Raw genomic sequence first — 18,647 nt, forward strand, 5'->3', positions numbered from 1 at the left:
TGGATCCGGCTTGCAATACTACTGCTCGGTCGTGATCGGATATGTCCAGCCGGCGAACCTAAGACGGTTCGTTGCCTCTCCTGGCACAGTGTCTGTCTATGAGGGCTAAGGTGAAGATTGCCACAAAGGCGAACATCACCATACCGCCGGCAACCACACTCGCCTCGCGCCAGCGCGATGCTTGGACGTAGTCTACGACGTAGGCTGACAAAACCTTCGTGCGCCCAGGGATGTTGCCGCCGATCATCATCACGACTCCGAATGTGCCGATCGTATGAGAAAAGCCAACCACGGCGGCTTTAACAAACTCCAATCGCGCCAGCGGCCCCCTGATGGTAATGAGGGCGCACAACGACGAAACGCGCCCCGTAGTTTCCAACTGGCGACCTCCTATCGCAACAAAGGCGTTACGGATCGGCTGCACCACCAACGGCAGCGCCGAGAGGACCGATCCGATCACGATTCCCGCGAAGGTAAAAGCGAGCGTGCGCTCGCCCCACAAAGAGGCGAGAACGCCACCCGGTCCGTTTGGGCCGAGCAACACGAGTAAGCAAAAGCCGAGAGCCGTCGGCGGTAGCACTAGCGGCAGGGCGATCATCGTCGTCACCGCCTCGCTCAAAAGCGTCTTTGAGCGCGCTAGCCACCAAGCGAGGGGCACACCAATCAAGAGGAGGATCACGGTCGTTACGCTGGCGAGCTCAATCGTGAGCGCAACGGATTGCGCAATCTCTGCCGAAAATACATCCATGTGCGTCAGCCCAAGAGTGAAAGCAGGTCGTCTTACCGGCCCGGTGATCGCCTGCACGTCCAGCTCGCCCAGGTATGTGACGCGGATCCCCTTTTTGTCGCGCCGCACTTCATGGCGGCCGCCACATTCACGCGCGTCGTTTTTACGAGCAAGAGCAGCGTCGCAAGCCTCATCGGCAACTCCTGTGACAGGGCCGCTTCCATCCAGACCGCGGCACCTCCTCGTTTGAAATCAGCAATTCCTATGCCGCGGCCGAACTGCGGGACGCGCTATGCGCAAGATGGGGGAAATTCGCACAGACCTCGACGTCGCTGTGGCGTGAACCTAACGCTATGTCAGATTTCTGGCATCTCTGTTGCCGAGTAGACAGCGACGGCCTCGCAACGGAGCGGCAGAATTTGACGCCACCAGAGATGCCTATGTGATTTGTCGGTGGCTCAAACGGCGCACTCGCCGGGCCGGTAGTGGAAAGGATCGCAGGAAGCCTGCCCTTTGGCAGAGCGCGAACGATCTAGCTGAGTAATCATCGTGACGCCGCTTCTGCGACGCGGCAAAAGGCGCTGACGGGCCGAGAGCGAAGGCCGCCTCTCGATCAACCTGCCTAATGCGTCGTTGGCACAGGCCTAGAGACAAATGCCTCGTGCACGAACGAGCTTTGCCGCCAGCGACAAGGCCGTGCATCGATTCAAAATTACGCCGCGCAATCGAGCTCCCAAACCAGGCTTCCATCGCGTGGATGAGTACAATCCAAACTATCAATTTTACCAATGTCCTCTACTGTTGCATCCATCTCAGCAGTTGGCGCATATCGATCACGCGCCGGCTACCATCCCGAGACGGGACTCCGCTAATGCGCTCAGCTGACCAATTACGCGTCTCGCTGCAACTTTTTGTTCCACGCGAACGCGAGCCAAGCACTCAGACCGATGCCGCCCGGAGACAGACGGTTTGTCCGAGACTGCTTAATCGGGCGCACTTTGGGCAACTGGTGCATATCTTGCTTAACGACAAAGGATAACGCAACTAAACGCCTGCCTTTGGAACGACGCCACCGGCTCTCGGAACCGTCTTCAATCGGAAACGGCTAAAAATGATGAGTCTCGTATGACGCTGTCGTCTCTCAATGACGCGGCGGCTCACATTCGAGTATATTCGGGAAGGAAGCGTCATGACCACCATGGCAACTGCGGCGCCCGCACGCGCGTCGCAAGCTTGGTATAAGATTCTCTACGTGCAGGTGCTGATCGCGATCTTGATTGGCGCCATGGTCGGCAGCCTATGGCCGTCTGTCGCGACCAACGACTGGGTCAAGGCGCTCGGTGACGGGTTTATCAAGCTTATCAAGATGGTGATCGCGCCGATTATTTTCTGCACCGTCACATCTGGTATTGCGCATATTCAGGATGCGAAGAAAGTCGGGCGCGTCGGCGTCAAGGCGCTGGTCTATTTCGAGATCGTCTCCAGCTTTGCCTTGGTGTTGGGCCTTCTTATGGGCAATCTGGTCCAAATCGGTCATGGCCTTGCGGTCAAGCCGGATGCTGCGGCGGTCGCCAATTACGTCAAGCAGGCGGAAGCCTCGAAGACCGTCGATTTCTTTCTCAACATCATTCCCGATACCGTGGTCGGCGCCTTCGCCCGCGGCGATGTTCTGCAGGTTCTCCTGTTCGCGATCCTATTCGGCTTTTCGCTGATGGCGTTGGGAAACCGTGGGGAGCGGCTGCGAGGCATGATTGACGACGTCGCGCACGCGGTGTTCGGCGTGATCGCTATCATCATGAAAGCGGCTCCGATCGGCGCCTTCGCGGCCATGGCCTTCACTATCGGCAAGTTCGGGCCGGCAGCACTCGGCAATTTGATCGGTCTGATCGCGCTGTTTTACGCGACGGCGGCGTTATTTGTCGTGGTGGTGCTCGGTTTGATCGCGCGCCTCGTCGGCTTTTCAATCTTCAAGTTCATCGTCTATATCAAGGACGAGATTCTGATCGTGCTCGGCACATCGTCCTCTGAAAGCGCGCTGCCGCAATTAATGGAGAAGCTGGAACGGCTGGGCTGCTCCAAGCCCGTGGTCGGCCTGGTGGTGCCAACTGGCTACTCCTTCAACCTCGACGGCACCAATATCTATATGACACTTGCGACATTGTTCATTGCCCAGGCACTCGGGGTCGATCTCACCTTTGGCCAGCAGCTCACGATCCTGCTCGTGGCGATGCTAACGTCGAAGGGAGCAAGCGGCGTCACCGGCGCGGGCTTCATCACGCTCGCTGCGACGTTGTCGGTGGTCAACCCAGCGCTGGTGCCGGGTATGGCAATCGTATTTTCGATCGACAAGTTCATGAGCGAGGTGCGCGCCCTTACTAACATCACCGGCAATGGCATCGCCGCCGTGTTCGTGTCCTGGTGGGAGGACGAGCTCGAGCACGCGACGCTGCAAGCTCGGCTCAACCAGCCCAACGTTTCCACCACTATCGACACACGATGAGATAGTCTCGGATCTAACCGCCGCCATTCAAAGACGCGTCGAATGCGAGCGCAGCGACATTTCTCGTAGTTCGAACCGAGACAGCTGACTTGACACGAGCCGGAACTTTCACGCGCTATCTCCAGTGCGCCAGCCCTTGCCCCGCCTCGCCCCCGGCAGCCGCCCTGAGAAGGGCCCGCCGAGCAAAAGAGTCGCTTTTTTTTAACAGTCATTTTCAAGGGCGTCTTCACCGTCAAGCTTGCGGCCATCTGAACGCTTCTGCGACATTTGCCGTGCAAGATAATAGGACTGTGACAGAACGTGTCCAGCCTGACGAACTAGGTGTTGCTTTGCCTACAATCGCATGTGCGCGGTCACTGCGCTTGCCTCGTCCGACCAACGAGTGGTAGCGATCTTGCACACAACACATCATCCCTTGTTACGGTCCGCGCTGCCGCATTAGATCAGATGGTGTGTGATCAGCACGGATTAGATGGCACCTCGCAGAGCCGTGGCGACCCGCAGACGGCTAGTGTCGGTTCGGCGTCGCTGCGCGCGCTCGATTCCGGCCAACGACCCGGAGAAAAGTCCCCCGCACCGCGGCGTGATGGCCCTAGGACATACAAAGCTTCGCGTAACTTCGCCTTCATATCTCGGCACATCACCATTGCGCTTTCTTTCCGCATGACCGATCGCACCGGCGAGATGAGTGGTCCGGCAGCTTGTCTTTGTTCTTTCCGGTTCGGCGAGGGGCGCCCGATTGCTCCTGCTCAACGTCTCGACTGAACTGCAGCCGCTGTCCTCGTGCGGCGGGGTAAGGGAGTTATCCTCGGCTGCAGCCTGGAGCGCCTGCCCGGAGTTATCGGCAGCGGAGGAAAGCAGACATCTGAGCATCGATTGCAGGCGTGTCAGAGCGCCATATTGAAAGGTTTAGGACAACTATACGTACGTCTGTGATGCAATTTTTCTCGGCGCGTGCTCAGTTCACCACCAAGCAATCGAGCGGAACCGCTCACCAGCGGGTGCTGGTGCCGAGTATTGCCCTATTTTTGCCTAAAATGTTATAGGTCTCCCGCCGGAGAACAAGCCGGACGGCATCAAAATGCGTAGCCCGATCAGCAGTTTAGAACGTTCAGCCTCTCAGTTTACCATCGGCAGCATAGCGCTGGCCGTGGTAACACTGGCTTGCTTGTACGTTCACGCGCATTTCGCAGCGACGGCGTTCGCCTATTTGTTAGTGGTATTGCTGTTTTCGTTGATGGGCAGCTTCATCGCGTCGTCCGCGCTTTGCATCGTAGCCATCGCTGCTCTCGCTTACTACTTTGCGCCGCCGGCGTTCAGCCTGCGAATCGATGACCCCCAAGATCTGCCGGTGGTTGTTGCATTCTTTATCGCCTCGATTGTGGGAGCGCACCTGATCGGAAAGCTCCGCCAGGAAAGAGAGGCTGCGCGTGTGGTTGCGGCCAAGCTTCAGCGGAGTGCGGCCGATTTGGAGGATCGCGAAAAACGCTGGCGCGCCATCTTCGAGCACAATCCGGCCATGTACTTCATGGTCGATGAAGCCGGCATTGTCCTCAACGTCAATACGCTCGGCGCGACACAACTAGGCTATCCTCGTACTGAACTGATCGGTCGATCCGTGCTGGACGTATTTCTCGAGGAGGATCGCGCGTTCGTTCGCGAATGCGTTCGGACGTGCCTTGAGGATGTCGGACAAACGCGCACGTGGGACGTCCAGAAAGTCAGGAAGGACGGCTCGGTGTTGTGGGTGCGTGAAAACGCCAAAGCCATGCTCTGGGGCGATCAGCAGCCCATTGTCCTTATCGCCTGCGAAGATATCACGGAGCGAAGGCGGACCGAACTTGCCCTGCAGCGGAGCGAAGCACATTTGGCCCAGGCGCAGGAGTTGAGTCACACAGGCAGCTTCAGCTGGAACCCCACTACGGGCGAAGCCTTCTGGTCAAGGGAAACATTTCGGATTTTCCAATTAGATCCAGAGACAGTGCCGCCGGGGCCGCAGCTCGTCGTTGAGCGCACTCATCCAGATGATAGGGCTTCGGTTAAGGAAATTATCGATCGCGCGATGCGAGACCTGAGCGATTTCGAGCACGAATACCGGCTTCTGCTACCGGACGGCTCGGTAAAGCACATCCATGCGCAGGCACGAGCGACGAGGACAGCCTCTGGTGAGGTCGAGTTTGTTGGGGCGGCTACGGATGTTACGGCGGCGAGGCGAGCAGAACAACAGCTGCGCCGCAGCGAGGCCTATCTGGCCGAAGCCCAGCATCTCACTCACACAGGCAGCTGGTCCTGGGACGTCCACGCTCTAGATTTCATTTATCGCTCCGCTGAGGTCGATCGCCTGTTTGGATTTGACCCACAAGAGCCGGTTTCGATAGACACTATTCGATCGCGCATCCATCCGGAAGACTTGCCACTGTTACAGGAGGTGCAACGCCAGGCGATTGAACACGAGGAGGAACGGTTCGAATATGACTTTCGTATCCTTCTACCAGATGGCGGGATAAGACGCATACACTCCGTTGCGCACGTGGCGGTCGGCAGCGATGGTAACGTCAGCGAGCTGATCGGAACCCATATGGATGTGACCGAGCAACACGCAGCTAGGGATCGACTGGAAAACACACTTGGCGCGCTGCGCGAAAGCGAACAGCGCTTTCGCGACTACGCCGAAACAGCTTCCGACTGGCTCTGGGAGACCGGGCCGGATCATCAGGTCACTCACTTATCCGAGCACACCAGTGCTGCGGGAATTTTGGCGACAGGATTGATGGGCCTGCTTCGCTGGGACATAGCGTGCGACGTCGACGAGGAACCTGAGAAGTGGCGGCAGCATCGGGCGACGTTGGAGGCCCATCTTCCGTTTCGGGATCTCGTCTACCGCACCGTGAATCGGACAGGTTCTCCGATCTACGTCCGCACGAGCGGCAAGCCTTTTTTCGATGGAAAGGGGAATTTTCTCGGCTACCGTGGCGTCAGCACTGACATCACCGCTACCATTCGCGCCGATCAAGCCGAACAAGAACTACGAAAGGCACAGGCGGAGCTTGCGCATGTGACGCGTGTAACGACGTTAGGAGAGCTGACAACTTCGATCGCCCACGAAATAAACCAGCCACTCGCCGCTATTATCAGCAACGCCGATGCGTGCCTCGGTTGGATGGGGCGGGAAGCTCCTAATCTTCCCGCCGCGCGCTCTTCGGTGGAGTGGATCATCGAAGACGCAATCCGGGCAAGCGAGGTAATCCGTCGTGTTCGCGCGCTCGCGAAGAAGGGCGAGATTGAGATGGTGCCGCTCGATATCAATGAGGTTGTTAAGGACGTCATTGCGTTGGTAACACGAGAGCTGGCGAGTCACCGAGTCACGTTACGAACTGAGTTGACGGCAGGGCTGCCTACGATCCTCGGCGATCGGATTCAGCTACAACAGGTGATCATCAATCTGGTGATGAACGGAATTGAGGCCATGGACGCAGTTACAGACCGGACGCGCGAACTGCTGATTCAATCGTCGAAGGACGATGTGGGGCACGTCCAGCTTGCCGTGACCGATTGCGGCGTCGGCATCGCCGAGAACGACGCGGACCGCGTCTTGGATCCCTTCTTCACCACCAAATCGACTGGCCTTGGAATGGGTCTTTCGATCTGCCGGTCGATCGTGGAAGCTCATGGAGGACGACTGTCAATGGTCCACAAAAATGGACCGGGCGCGACGTTCCAGTTTGCCCTGCCGCTGCATAAGGAGGCCGTCTCGTGACAGCACGATTTGACTCGCCAAGTGAAGGCAGCAACGCCAAGACCTCGACAAAGGCGATGGTCTTCGTCGTCGAGGATGACATCTCCATGCGTCGCTCGCTTACGAACCTTTTTCAATCGGTAGGGTTGGACGTCATTGCATTCGGATCGGCTCGCGAAATGCTGCAGAGCACAATCCCGGACGTTATCAGCTGCCTAGTTCTTGATGTCCGGCTGCCGGGCTTGAGCGGCCTTGACTACCAGACCGAGCTAGCGAGGTTGAACATACATATTCCGATCATTTTTATTACCGGCCATGGCGACATTCCCATGACCGTCAGAGCCATGAAGGAAGGAGCGGTCGATTTTCTCAGCAAACCATTTCGCGATCAGGAAGTGCTTGATGCCGTGGTTGCGGCGACCGAACGCGATCGCAAAAGACGGGAGGCTCAGCAGATCGTCGCGAACCTGCAGTCTCTATTTGAGACCTTAAGCCCGCGCGAGCAGGGGGTGATGAAACTGGTCGCTGCCGGCCTGATGAACAAGCAGGTAGCCGCCGAGCTTGGGCTCGCCGAGATCACGGTCAAGATCTACCGGGGACACGTCATGAAAAAGATGCGTGCACGGTCGCTGGCCGACTTGATCAGAATGACTGAGACGCTGGGAATTCGCGCCAATCGTTCTGAACAAACCCAAGCATGATTTTACAATTTCATCAGTCGAGCCCACTTTTCGCTGAAGGTGGCTAATGCTTGCAGCCGCTATTCTTCCTTCAGGAGGGCTCGTCTTGCCCACGCCTTTGATTTCCGTCGTTGACGACGACGCCTCAGTCCGTGCGGCGACAGATAATCTTTTGAAATCGCGTGGCTACATCGCCCAAATATTTGCGTCGGCCGAGGAACTCCTGAGGTCCCCGCAATTGGACGAGACATCCTGTGTCATTACCGATGTGCAGATGTCGGCTATGAGCGGCTTGGAGCTGTTGGCAGAGATGCGGACACGTGGTTACGACGCACCATTCATTTTCATTACCGCTTTCCCCGACGACCGCGTGCGCGCGTCAGCGCTGCGCGCCGGGGCTATTGGCTTCCTCGCCAAACCCTTTGCCGGACAAGCCTTAATCGAGTGCCTCGACACCGCACTGAACGCGTATGACGGCCGAGGCGGCATCTGATGCAATCAACCTGCGGCTTGAATTGATGTCGATCTAAACGCCCCACGTGTCGATCTCGCCACCGATTAACCTCTTCGCGGTCAAACACGCTACTTGCTCTAAAACGCGAGCGAGAGGCCAATTGGTTGCCATGTCCATGCTTTACCGACTATCGCCGGGCGGGCTACATTGGTGCAGAACAACGTTTTCGCTGCGAGGGCCGGAAGGGTACGCTAGCCCGACTCATTCTGTAGGTCGACGTTCAACGTAATGCTCGCCCAAAGCAATCGACGACCCTAAGCACTTCTTAACTTGTCTGCATCGAGGCTATATACTCCATTGCAGAGTGGAGCTGGCGCGAGAGCGCTCGACAAAGCAAGAGATTGGCTGTTCGCAGCCCGACTGCAGTGACGATGATAACGACGCTTCGCCTAGGACAACCACCTCGCGTGTTGTGTTGAGGCTTTTCTGGTGAAAGAGCGCTGCACGATGCTCGTGCTCACGGCGTCGTTAGGTCCGTTGACGCATGCCGGCCGTCTTGCCTATCGGGCGCCGCTTCGCTGTGCATTTCCTTGCCCACCGACTTACGGCAGGCGCGACGCGCTTACTACTTCGTAGGCCGTCCTCTGTAGAAGACTTCTGCCTCCAAGCCGTCCAACGTGCTCGGCGCAACAGGCCCGGCCCATCGGCGGCCGGGCGCACTTTGGTGGCGCCCCATGCAGGTCCTCGCCGCAGCGAGCATTGTGAGCCCCCTACTTCCAACGCTCAAACAACTCAGCAACCGCCGGCCCAAGGAGCACTCTGGGGGCAGTCTTCTGAGCCAACTCAGAGGAACTCTCAGCCGAAAAGGCTATAAGCACAGAGGAGCCCGGAGCAGGCTAGATTAGTCTACTCCATCGGGCCCAATCACGGGTGATCCATGGTCACATAAAATCATCCTCATAATCGTATGCTGAGCGGCTCGCTGGGATCTCGGTATCACTACCTTCACTGTCGTCAGCTTTGGAAAGATATCGCGCAGGAGCGCCTTTTCGTTGCCATTCGCCGTCGCTATTCCTTACCCACTTGTCTGACTTCTCTGGGTCGAGAACCATGTTGTCGGCGTCAACCTCGACGAATCCCATCTTTGCCGCACCGGCTCTTGCTTCCGGATTAGCCGGACGCGAATTGAGCAGCGGCTGTTCGCCGTCCATTCGAAGCTGGTGCTCGAGCAGGATATCGCCAGCGTTCTCGACAAGCGGATGAACGACTCGAAAATCCACAGTAGAGGTAGTCCCGTGGTGTCCAGGAAATAGCTTCTTCCACCTTTTGACGTCGGAGTACTCTTGGGGGTTGTCGCGGATGTACTCGATCGACGCACTTGCATTGGCAGCGATAGTTTGACGCGATCTCCCTGCCGCCACGTTCGGCGAATGTGCAAATATCCCTTGCGCGGCTCGCAATTCACGGGCTCGCCGTTCACGCTCGCCTGCGGCGCGCTGCACCATTCCGGCAGGCGCAGGGCGAGCGTGTGGGCAATTGGCGGCGCAGATTCGACGGCGATTTCCACCCGGTCTCTCCAGGGATAGCTGCCGCTTATGAGCAACCGCAGCGCATGCCCGTCGACGGATATTGCCACCCTATTACCAACGTAGAGATTTACATAGAGCGCGTCGGTGCTGGGCGTGTAGATGTAGTGGCCAATCGATGTGAAAAGGCGTGCGATGTTCGGTGGGCAGCACGCGCAGCCCAACCAGCGTCGTCGCACCGGCGAGACGTGATTGTAGATGCCATTAGACCTCCGCGTTTTGGGATGCACTTCGAGCGAGTTAACATAGAAATAGTGACGCCCGTCGAACGCGATGCTGCCGAGAACGGTATTGAAGAGCGCGCGCTCCATCACGTCGGCATAGCGCCCGTCCAGTTCCATCTCCAACATACGGCGCGCGAACATCATCAGGCCAATTGACGCGCAACTTTCCGTGTACGCCGTATCATTTGGCAAATCGTAATTGCTGCTGAACGCTTCGCCGGCGCCTTGCGAGCCGATGGCTCCGGTAATATAGATCTGGCGCTGGACCATGTTTTGCCATAGCCGCAGGTAAGTTTGGCGCTGCTGCTCGTTCTGACGCAGACGCGCGAGATGAGCTACTGCCGTCATCAGGTATACAAAACGCACCGCATGATCGGTTGCAGTCCGCTGCTCCGAAAGCGGCAAGTGCGCTTGGCTATACGATTTGCTTTTTATCATCCAAGGCGTGCCGTCGGATTTGGGGACGCAGGATTGCTGGCGCTTCTCGTACTCAATGTCGTAGAAGTGTGGCTCCGTGCCGCGTTGCTCCACGAAATAATTGGCTAGCGTGAGATATCGCTGCTCCTTTGTCGCTTCGTAGAGGCGTGCCAACGCAAGTTCGATTTCCGGATGGCCATCATAGCCGTGCAACTGATCGCGCTCTGGGCCGAAAACTGTGCAGAGGTGGTCAGCAAGCCTGCAAACGACCTCCAGCAACCGCCGCTTGCCAGTCCCCTGAAAGGATGCGACACCCGCTTCAATCAAGTGGCCAGCGCAATAGAGCTCGTGGCACTCCGTTAGGTTCGTCCAGCGCTCCTGAGGCGCGTTCAGTATGAAATAAGTATTGAGTGAGCCGCTGCTACCCGCCGAAGCGGCAAACTGGACTGCTAAATCCTAAGCGATCGTCGCTAGGGGCGAAGTGCATGCTCAACGTGCCCAACATGGGGCGGATGCTGGCAATCGGGAAAAGTCCGTTGTCGCGCGTATACGCTGCCAGTGAATAAGCCGCGACAGAGCGGCCCGAAGTTGTTGTGTGCACCGACTTGCTCGTCGGCTTCGGCAAGGTGGGAGGATGAGTTAGAGAGTCACTTTTGTGGACCGAGCTTCAGGCTGATTTGGCCCCTGCAAAGCAGATAGCAGGTTGGGTGACCGAGAGCCGACTTGGATCTCCCAATTGTACGTAATTCCCACGTTTTATCGACCGTTCCGCTCGAACGACAGGAAGGTAACGCTCACGCCCGTTGGCGTTGGTCGGTTGACGATGATGACGCAAGCAGGACCGACTCTGCTCATCGAGCTGGATCGGTCTATGATTGACCTGTTGATACTGGGATCGTTCTCCTTGAGCTCGCCCACTCCATTAGTGGCCTCAATGCTCCAATAATTACTGCCGCCTCATTCCACAGTCACCGATTTTGCTAGATTACGCGGCTGATCCACGTCCGCGCCCCTTACGAGCGCGGTATGGTAAGCCAAGAGCTGAACCGGAATGGCATAGACCATCGGCGTAAAGCTTGCGACCATCTCTGGCAGCACAATGGTCATGAGTGTGTCCACCGTCGCTTCCAAAGCTCCCTTCGAATCGGTGATCAGGATGATCTTGCCGCCCCGAGCCGCCACTTCTTGCATATTCGAGACGGTCTTCCCGAAGACCTCGTCATAAGGCGCGATCACCACCACAGGCACTGCCTCATCTATCAGTGCGATCGGTCCGTGCTTGAGCTCACCGGCGGCATAACCTTCTGAGTGGATATAGGCAATTTCCTTCAGCTTGAGTGCGCCCTCCAGCGCCAGGGGGGCCGATGTGCCACGACCGATATAGAGCACGTCCCTTGTGTCGGCGATATAACGCGCGAGCTTCTCGATCTGCGGTTCAATCAACAGTGCCGCAGCAATCAACCGCGGCACTTCGATAAGCTCACGCACAAGCTTCGTTTCATCGATCTCAGACAGTTTATCACGCTCTTTGCCTGCTGCGACGGCAAGCGCGGCCAATACCATCAGCTGGCAGGTGAATGCCTTGGTGGAGGCGACGCCGATTTCTGGCCCCGCCAGCGTCGGCAGAACGGTTTCGCTCTCCCGCGCAATCGTCGACGTCGGGACATTGACCACAGAAATCGTGTGCACGCCCTGGTCCTTGGCGTATCGCAACGCAGCTAGCGTGTCAGCGGTTTCGCCCGACTGCGAGATGACGATCGCGAGATCGCCCCGGCTCAATGGCGCCTCCCTGTAGCGGAACTCGGACGCTACATCGATCTCGACAGGCAAGCGCGCCAGCCGCTCGAACCAGTATTTGGCGATGTGCCCAGCATAGCTTGCGGTGCCGCACGCGGTAATTGAGATGCGCTGAATGGATTTAAAGTCGAACGGCAATGTGAGCGGCAGGGCGACGCGCTTGGCCGTCGTGTCGAGATAATGCGCCAATGTTTTGCCGGCCACTGTCGGCTGTTCGTGGATTTCCTTGGCCATGAAGTGGCGATAATTCGCTTTGTCCACAAGGAGTGACGATACGCCAGACTTTGAAGTTTCCCGCTCGACGACAGATCCGTTTGCGCTATAAATCACGCACGTCGTGCGCGTAAGCACGGCCCAGTCGCCGTCTTCAAGATAGGTGATGGTGTCGGTCAAAGGCGCGAGCGCGAGCGCGTCCGATCCTAGATATACTTCGCCGTTACCATGTCCGATCGCAAGGGGCGACCCCTTACGCGCACCGATCAAAAGATCATCGTGGGCCTTAAAAAGGAATGCCAGGGCGAAGGCACCGCGCAGCCGCGGCAGCGAGGCTTGTACCGCATCCTGCGGCGAGTAACCCTTCTTGAGATAAGATTCGACGAGATGCGCCACCACCTCCGTGTCTGTCTCTGAGCTAAAATGGGCACCATTCCGCTCCAGTTCGGCTCGCAGCTCGCGGAAATTCTCAATGATCCCGTTATGAACGACCGCGACATTTTCCGTCGCATGCGGGTGAGCATTGCTCTCGGTCGGCTTTCCATGAGTCGCCCAGCGGGTATGACCGATGCCGGTATGACCCGACGGCGGATAATACCGCAGCTGCTCCTCAAGGTTTCTCAGCTTACCTTCAGCGCGGCGGCGCTCGATACGGAGACCTTCGAGAGTCGCGAGGCCTGCGGAGTCGTAGCCACGATATTCCAATCTCTTGAGCGACGCGACCAACTGCCCAACGACCGGACCACGCCCCAAAATGCCAACAATTCCACACATATCGATCAATGCAGCCCAAGTTTAAGGATCCGACGTCCCCCTACAGGAACCCGGTCATGAAATTCGCTTGCCGGATGGTAACAGGTGTCAAGTTCGATTTTCGCGCCCCCCTGTATCGCCGCCGCATTCACAAGCGTGAGTTAGATCTCTTTCAGCCATCATCGCTTCGTCCGCCGATCGAGTACAAACGGCGCAGCAGCTCTAGCTTGAATTGTCCTGTCTTACTGGAGACATTTTTCCGGCGCGGGTTTAACAGACTTATCATACTCGAACCGAGGCAACTTACGCTCGGTCAAGGTTAAAGGATTGCCGTCGAAGCTCCATTGTACGAAAGTAAGCTCTCGATATCGAAACGTTCGACCATCTATACCAACGTTTGCTATTCTTTCTCACTTTGCCTTGCGTCGACCGTCCCCTGCCTGCCGCGGTTGGATATAGGCAACGGCGCCGATCATGGTTGATGAGTCGACCTAGAAGACTGCGTGTTCTGTTCGGAAGCTAACAGCGCTTTGTAGACCGCGGCTCTATGAGCAGCCTTGGCTGTGTGCTGACTTGCATGCCGTCATTCCAACAAATGCATTGACGAATGTGACCTCAGCTTGTCGCTCTCCCACGCCATGAGGAGACCACGCGAATGCACACGTGCGCCTGAGGATAGATAAGGAGCACAGAACCGTCGCTCCTCTCTCATTGGAAACATCGCCGAGAGGTAAGCGCGTCCTGGGCGCGCGTAAGGGCGTTTTCCCATTCATCTCGCCTTAGGATCCGCGCGGCTAGGGTTACTGGGCTGGATTCTTGACGCTCAATGTGTTGGCATCCTTCAGTCCAAATATAAATCAATGTATATGGTGTGCATTCCTGCATGATGTGTATGACTGGAGCTAACGATCGCGTTCCTTTAATTGCGGGTGGAGCGCGCGAGCACATCTAGATTTTTCGAGAAACGGCTTCGAAATTGTGTTTCACAGCGAGGCTCTTTGCGGCGCAACCAAGAGAGACCATGCCGGCTCAGGACTCAAAGCGGCGCATTGCGCTAATTACGGGCGTCACCGGGCAGGACGGCGCATATCTCGCTGAGTATTTGCTCGGTCTCGGCTACACCGTGCATGGGATCAAGCGCCGATCGTCCTCGTTCAACGCCGCGCGGGTCGATCATCTTTACCAGGATCCGCATGCCGGCAACGTGCGGTTCCTGATGCACTACGGCGACATGACGGATTCGACCAATTTGATCCGCCTCATGCAGCAGATCCGCCCCACCGAGATCTACAATCTCGCAGCTCAAAGCCACGTCGCCGTCAGCTTCGAGAGCCCCGAATACACCGCCAATGCCGACGCGATCGGCGTGCTACGCCTCCTGGAAGCGATCCGCATCCTGGGCATGGAGAAGGAGACGCTGTTCTACCAGGCCTCGACCTCCGAGCTCTACGGCCTCGTGCAGGAGATCCCGCAGAAGGAGACGACGCCGTTCTATCCACGCTCGCCTTATGGCGTGGCCAAGCTCTACGGTTATTGGATCACAGTGAACTACCGCGAAGCCTATGGCATGTTCGCGGCCAACGGCATCCTGTTCAATCACGAGAGTCCGATTCGCGGCGAGACCTTCGTGACCCGCAAGATCACCCGTGGTGTCGCCCGCATCGAGGTCGGTCTCGAACAGACGCTCTATCTCGGCAATCTCGACGCCAAGCGCGACTGGGGCCACGCGAAAGACTACGTCGAGGGCATGCATATGATCCTTCAGGCCGACAAACCGGACGATTTCGTGCTCGCCACCGGCGAGACCCGATCGGTGCGCGAGATGGTCGAGCTTGCCTTCGCGGAGGTCGGCCGCCGAGTCGAATGGCGCGGCACGGGCGTCGATGAGACCGGCGTCGACGCCAAGAGCGGCAAGACCGTGGTGAAGATCGATCCGACCTATTTCCGGCCGACCGAGGTCGATCTCCTGGTCGGGGATGCCAGCAAGGCGCGCGAGAAGCTCGGCTGGAAGCCGAAGCGGACCTTTGCCCAGCTCGTCGAGGAGATGATGGCGAGCGACCTCGCCGAGGCGAAACGGGACGCGGTCCATGGCAAGCGCTGCATTTGACCTGACCGGCAAGAGCGTCTATGTCGCCGGCCATCGTGGCATGGTTGGCAGCGCGCTGGTGCGCCGGCTGGCGCGCGAGGACGTCAAGCTCGTCACGGTGGACCGGCGTGAGGTCGACCTCTGCAACCAGGCCGCCGTGTTCGACTGGTTCGCAAAGGCGCGCCCGCAGGTCGTATTCCTCGCCGCCGCGAAGGTGGGCGGCATCGTAGCCAACGACACGCTGCGCGCCGAGTTCATCTACGACAACATCGCGATCGCGGCGAACGTGATCCAGGCCGCGCAGCAAAGCGGCGCCGAGAAGCTGATGTTCCTCGGCTCGTCCTGCATCTATCCGAAGCTCGCGCCGCAGCCCCTGCGCGAGGACTCGGTCCTGACAGGCCCGCTGGAGCCGACCAACGAGCCCTATGCGATCGCCAAGATCGCCGGCATCAAGATGGCGGAGGCCTATCGCAGGCAGTATGGCACCGACTTCATCAGCGTGATGCCGACCAATCTCTACGGTCCCGGCGACAATTATCATCCCGAGTACAGCCATGTAGTTGCCGCCCTGGTCCGCCGCTTCCACGAGGCGAAGCTCGCGGGCTCGAAGAGCGTGGTTGTCTGGGGTACCGGCACGCCGCGCCGCGAATTTCTCTACGTTGACGATCTCGCCGACGCCTGCATCCATCTGATGAAGACCTATTCCTCGCCGGAACTGATCAATATCGGTACCGGCGAGGACATCAGCATCGCCGAGTTAGCACTCATGGTCGCGGCCGCCATCGGTTTTCGCGGTGAGATCAGATTCGACACGTCGCGCCCTGACGGCACGCCGCGCAAGCTGCTCGACGTCGGGCGGCTGTCCGGGCTCGGCTGGCGCGCCACGACCTCGCTTGAGGACGGCATTCAGCTCGCATACCGGGCGTATCGCACCGACAGCGATGGACGGCACCAGAGTGATCTGCCTGGCCGGAATAACGGGCCAATCCTAGCTATCAATCGGCGGTGAATGTCCAGCCTAGCGGACTTGCCGCTCACGTAACGACCAACTTTGCTTCGCAGTTGACAAGCGTTATTGTCAATGACCGGGCTCGGTCGGACGCCAAGAACCCAAGTGACGCGGTGTATCCTACCTACGACGCAGCCAGCCACTTGCAGGAAACGGAGAATGGCCATGATTGATCCTGCTGCCATGAAGTGAGAGCTCATCGTCTCTAAGCCGCTAAGCGGCGACCGCTGGACGGTCATTAGCCGGAAGCGTACTGGTGTCCCTTTCCTCTCGGCCAACGCCTTAGCGATGGTCTGTCATCATCATCCTCGCTGACAGCGTAACGATGGACATGAGCGCGCCCAACATCCCAAACGCCAAGCGCAAGCCAAACATGTGTGCGACGAGCCCAATGCCGGAGGCCCAACGAGTATACCCGCATAGCCGGCCGTCGTGATGACCGCGATAGCAACGCCTGCTGGCATCATTTTCTGTTTGCCGGCGCGTCGACAAAGTACAGGTACAACATTTGAAATACCCAATCCAATAAGCAGGAACCCCGCCATAGCAATCAACGCAACTGGCGCGGCCACCACAGCCAAGAAGCCTGTTACGATCGGCAGAGTCCCGAGTAACAACGTGGCACGGTCTCCGATTCGCGCCACCACGGCATCTCCGCTGAGACGCCCTGCGGCCATTGCGATTGAGAAGAGCATACAACCAATGCCCCCGTGCGCTTCCGCGAGAAGGTCTCGTTCAATGAGAAGCAAAGCGCTCCAATCGAGCATTGCACCTTCGACAAGAAAGGTGATGGCCGCGAGCACAGCTATTAGCAGCACACTGCGATGGGGCAAAACAAACGATTGCCCCTGCTGCCCCGCCCCCGCCGCGAGCAACCCCGGCCAGGCCGATACAATCGCGATCGTCATTAACGCCGAACAGACCAACGTCGAAAAAAGCGGGCCAAGCTGCAGCGACAGGAACGAGGTCACGGCGGCAGAGCCGGTGAATTCCCCAATGCTGTACTGGGCGTGGAAGCCAGACATCAATGGACGGCCCGTGTCGCGCTCCAATTCAATCGCATAAATGTTCATGGCTACATCAATCGACCCGAGTGAAACGCCGAAAGCAAACAGCGAAGCACCGAGCCTGACAGGTGTGTCGGCAATTGCAAGGCACGGCAGCATGATTGCGAGTCCAAGTCCACCCCCGAGGATAATGGGCTTGCTGCCGTACCGCGCATTCAATACGCTGGTCAAAAGCATCGCGACAACGGATCCCGTTCCGAGACAGAGCAGCAGAAGACCAAGCGTGCGGTCATCGACCGCGATCCGCACCTTAGCGAGTGGCACCAAAGGCCCCCACGCCGCGAGGCCGAATCCGGCCACAAAAAATGCGAGCCGTGTCCCAAGCAGGTCGGCAGACCAATTAGCAGACAGTATCACAGGCGCTCCTGAGAGAACGGGCTCGCGAGCGCGACGCCCCTCATCCTGCGTGCGTCGCCTGCTAGCGACGCTATCGACTATGATGGCCTCAAGCTGGCGTTCTTTATCCCTGCAAATGCAATGCCGTCACAGAAATCACTGGATTCGTCACTAGGCGAGCGGGCGGTGATCGTCGAGCCCGTGGATACGGTGTTTCGCTTATTCCTTCCCGGTTAAGCTGGCCATAAGAGGGTGACAGTTTTTGCTGATCTGCGACAACCGGAGTCGCAACCCCTAACTGTGGCTTTGTCGTAAAGCCTACAAACCCCGCAAAGCCAACGGCGCCGGACGCCACTGTGTACTTGCCGCGAACACCGCCGTAGTTTTTCGACAGCTCTTGCACAATCGGGAGCTCTCATGACGAGTAGCGGCGCTGACTCACGGGACCAATACAAGACCGCTATCACGCGCAAGTCGTCAATGTCGGTCCATACTCTTGATATTCGATTATTCCTGGTTTCGGGCGGCCAGGTAGCTTTCATGACATCATTCGCGCCGCGGAAGAGGCAGCGTCGCTCAGGTCCACGACGCGCGCACATTCGATACCGAGGTGCCCGCCGGCATCGTTCGAGCGCCTATATCCGCAGTTCGCCGAGACCGTCGCTCCAACCAAATCGGACTGTGGGCAGGAATGAGCAAGTGTAGCAGGTACAGATCCATCAGTATCGCCGCCCTCACGTTATAAGCCCAGGTGCTCTGCATTAGATCGAGCTCGATCATCACCAGTGACCAACCGACAGCGCGCGCGCACCCGCATCAAAGCTCAAGCAGATCCGTCGAAATATCTCCGGATGCAGCCGACGCATGAGGTAGGAGCCCAGCAGGATGTCAAGCATGACAATGGGTATAAAAACATAGAGCAAGCTGCCGCTCTCGGGAACGAGCCGAGGTGATAGTAGACGAAGGGGGGCACGCTTCATTCTACCACGCGAGTCCAGGGCTAGGCCGGCGCGGAATTCGTGTTTAGCCAGCCCTGATTATTAAACAACATCGATAAGGGAG

10 protein-coding genes are annotated in these 18,647 nt (G+C 58.0%); 6 read left to right on the forward strand and 4 right to left on the reverse strand.

Features of this window, described 5'->3' with window-relative positions; genetic code table 11:
• Nucleotides 1–58: 58 nt before the first annotated feature.
• The gene (locus QA649_RS36955) at nucleotides 59–748 is read right to left on the reverse strand and encodes a molybdenum ABC transporter permease (RefSeq protein WP_167406943.1); all 690 of its coding nucleotides are present in this window, start codon (nucleotides 746–748) and stop codon (nucleotides 59–61) included.
• Nucleotides 749–1,916: 1,168 nt separating this feature from the next.
• On the opposite strand from QA649_RS36955, the gene dctA reads away from it, so the two are divergent.
• The 4 genes from dctA to QA649_RS36975 all read left to right on the forward strand — a co-directional run bounded on the left by dctA (nucleotide 1,917) and on the right by QA649_RS36975 (nucleotide 8,136).
• Complete coding sequence (gene dctA, locus QA649_RS36960) at nucleotides 1,917–3,227, forward strand: C4-dicarboxylate transporter DctA (protein WP_283021456.1); 1,311 nt, start codon at nucleotides 1,917–1,919, stop codon at nucleotides 3,225–3,227.
• Between the two features lie 1,081 nt (nucleotides 3,228–4,308).
• A complete protein-coding gene (locus QA649_RS36965) occupies nucleotides 4,309–6,984 on the forward strand; it encodes a PAS domain-containing protein (protein WP_283021457.1) in 2,676 nt (891 codons plus the stop codon).
• Between the two features lie 56 nt (nucleotides 6,985–7,040).
• Nucleotides 7,041–7,664: a response regulator transcription factor gene (locus QA649_RS36970; RefSeq protein ID WP_283026182.1), complete on the forward strand. Its 624-nt coding sequence runs from the start codon at nucleotides 7,041–7,043 to the stop codon at nucleotides 7,662–7,664.
• Between the two features lie 85 nt (nucleotides 7,665–7,749).
• On the forward strand, nucleotides 7,750–8,136 hold the full coding sequence (locus QA649_RS36975) for a response regulator (protein ID WP_246785527.1): 387 nt from the start codon (nucleotides 7,750–7,752) through the stop codon (nucleotides 8,134–8,136).
• Nucleotides 8,137–9,172: 1,036 nt separating this feature from the next.
• Here QA649_RS36975 and QA649_RS36980 read toward each other — a convergent pair.
• Nucleotides 9,173–10,720, reverse strand: a complete 1,548-nt coding sequence (locus QA649_RS36980; protein ID WP_349254087.1) for a beta-L-arabinofuranosidase domain-containing protein — start codon at nucleotides 10,718–10,720, stop codon at nucleotides 9,173–9,175.
• A gap of 561 nt (nucleotides 10,721–11,281) precedes the next feature.
• Nucleotides 11,282–13,108, reverse strand: a complete 1,827-nt coding sequence (gene glmS / locus QA649_RS36985; protein ID WP_283026184.1) for a glutamine--fructose-6-phosphate transaminase (isomerizing) — start codon at nucleotides 13,106–13,108, stop codon at nucleotides 11,282–11,284.
• 1,000 nt (nucleotides 13,109–14,108) lie between these two features.
• Here glmS and gmd point away from each other — a divergent pair.
• Nucleotides 14,109–15,194: a GDP-mannose 4,6-dehydratase gene (gene gmd, locus QA649_RS36990; protein WP_100233602.1), complete on the forward strand. Its 1,086-nt coding sequence runs from the start codon at nucleotides 14,109–14,111 to the stop codon at nucleotides 15,192–15,194.
• The gene (locus QA649_RS36995; RefSeq protein WP_283021458.1) at nucleotides 15,175–16,182 is read left to right on the forward strand and encodes a GDP-L-fucose synthase; all 1,008 of its coding nucleotides are present in this window, start codon (nucleotides 15,175–15,177) and stop codon (nucleotides 16,180–16,182) included. The genes gmd and QA649_RS36995 overlap by 20 nt, the downstream gene beginning before the upstream one ends.
• Nucleotides 16,183–16,484: 302 nt before the next feature.
• On the opposite strand, the gene QA649_RS37000 is transcribed toward QA649_RS36995, so the two are convergent.
• On the reverse strand, nucleotides 16,485–17,606 hold the full coding sequence (locus QA649_RS37000) for an MFS transporter (protein WP_349254052.1): 1,122 nt from the start codon (nucleotides 17,604–17,606) through the stop codon (nucleotides 16,485–16,487).
• Between the last annotated feature and the right edge of the window lie 1,041 nt (nucleotides 17,607–18,647).

The sequence above is a fragment of the Bradyrhizobium sp. CB1717 genome (assembly GCF_029714325.1).
GTDB lineage: Bacteria > Pseudomonadota > Alphaproteobacteria > Rhizobiales > Xanthobacteraceae > Bradyrhizobium.

Excerpts from the sequence above, each read along its gene's own strand:
- QA649_RS36955 (WP_167406943.1), bottom strand. The coding sequence starts at position 748 with ATGGATGTATTTTCGGCAGAGATTGCGCAATCCGTTGCGCTCACGATT.
- dctA (WP_283021456.1), top strand. The coding sequence starts at position 1,917 with ATGACCACCATGGCAACTGCGGCGCCCGCACGCGCGTCGCAAGCTTGG.
- QA649_RS36965 (WP_283021457.1), top strand. The coding sequence starts at position 4,309 with ATGCGTAGCCCGATCAGCAGTTTAGAACGTTCAGCCTCTCAGTTTACC.
- QA649_RS36970 (WP_283026182.1), top strand. The coding sequence starts at position 7,041 with ATGGTCTTCGTCGTCGAGGATGACATCTCCATGCGTCGCTCGCTTACG.
- glmS (WP_283026184.1), bottom strand. The coding sequence starts at position 13,108 with ATGTGTGGAATTGTTGGCATTTTGGGGCGTGGTCCGGTCGTTGGGCAG.
- gmd (WP_100233602.1), top strand. The coding sequence starts at position 14,109 with ATGCCGGCTCAGGACTCAAAGCGGCGCATTGCGCTAATTACGGGCGTC.
- QA649_RS36995 (WP_283021458.1), top strand. The coding sequence starts at position 15,175 with ATGGCAAGCGCTGCATTTGACCTGACCGGCAAGAGCGTCTATGTCGCC.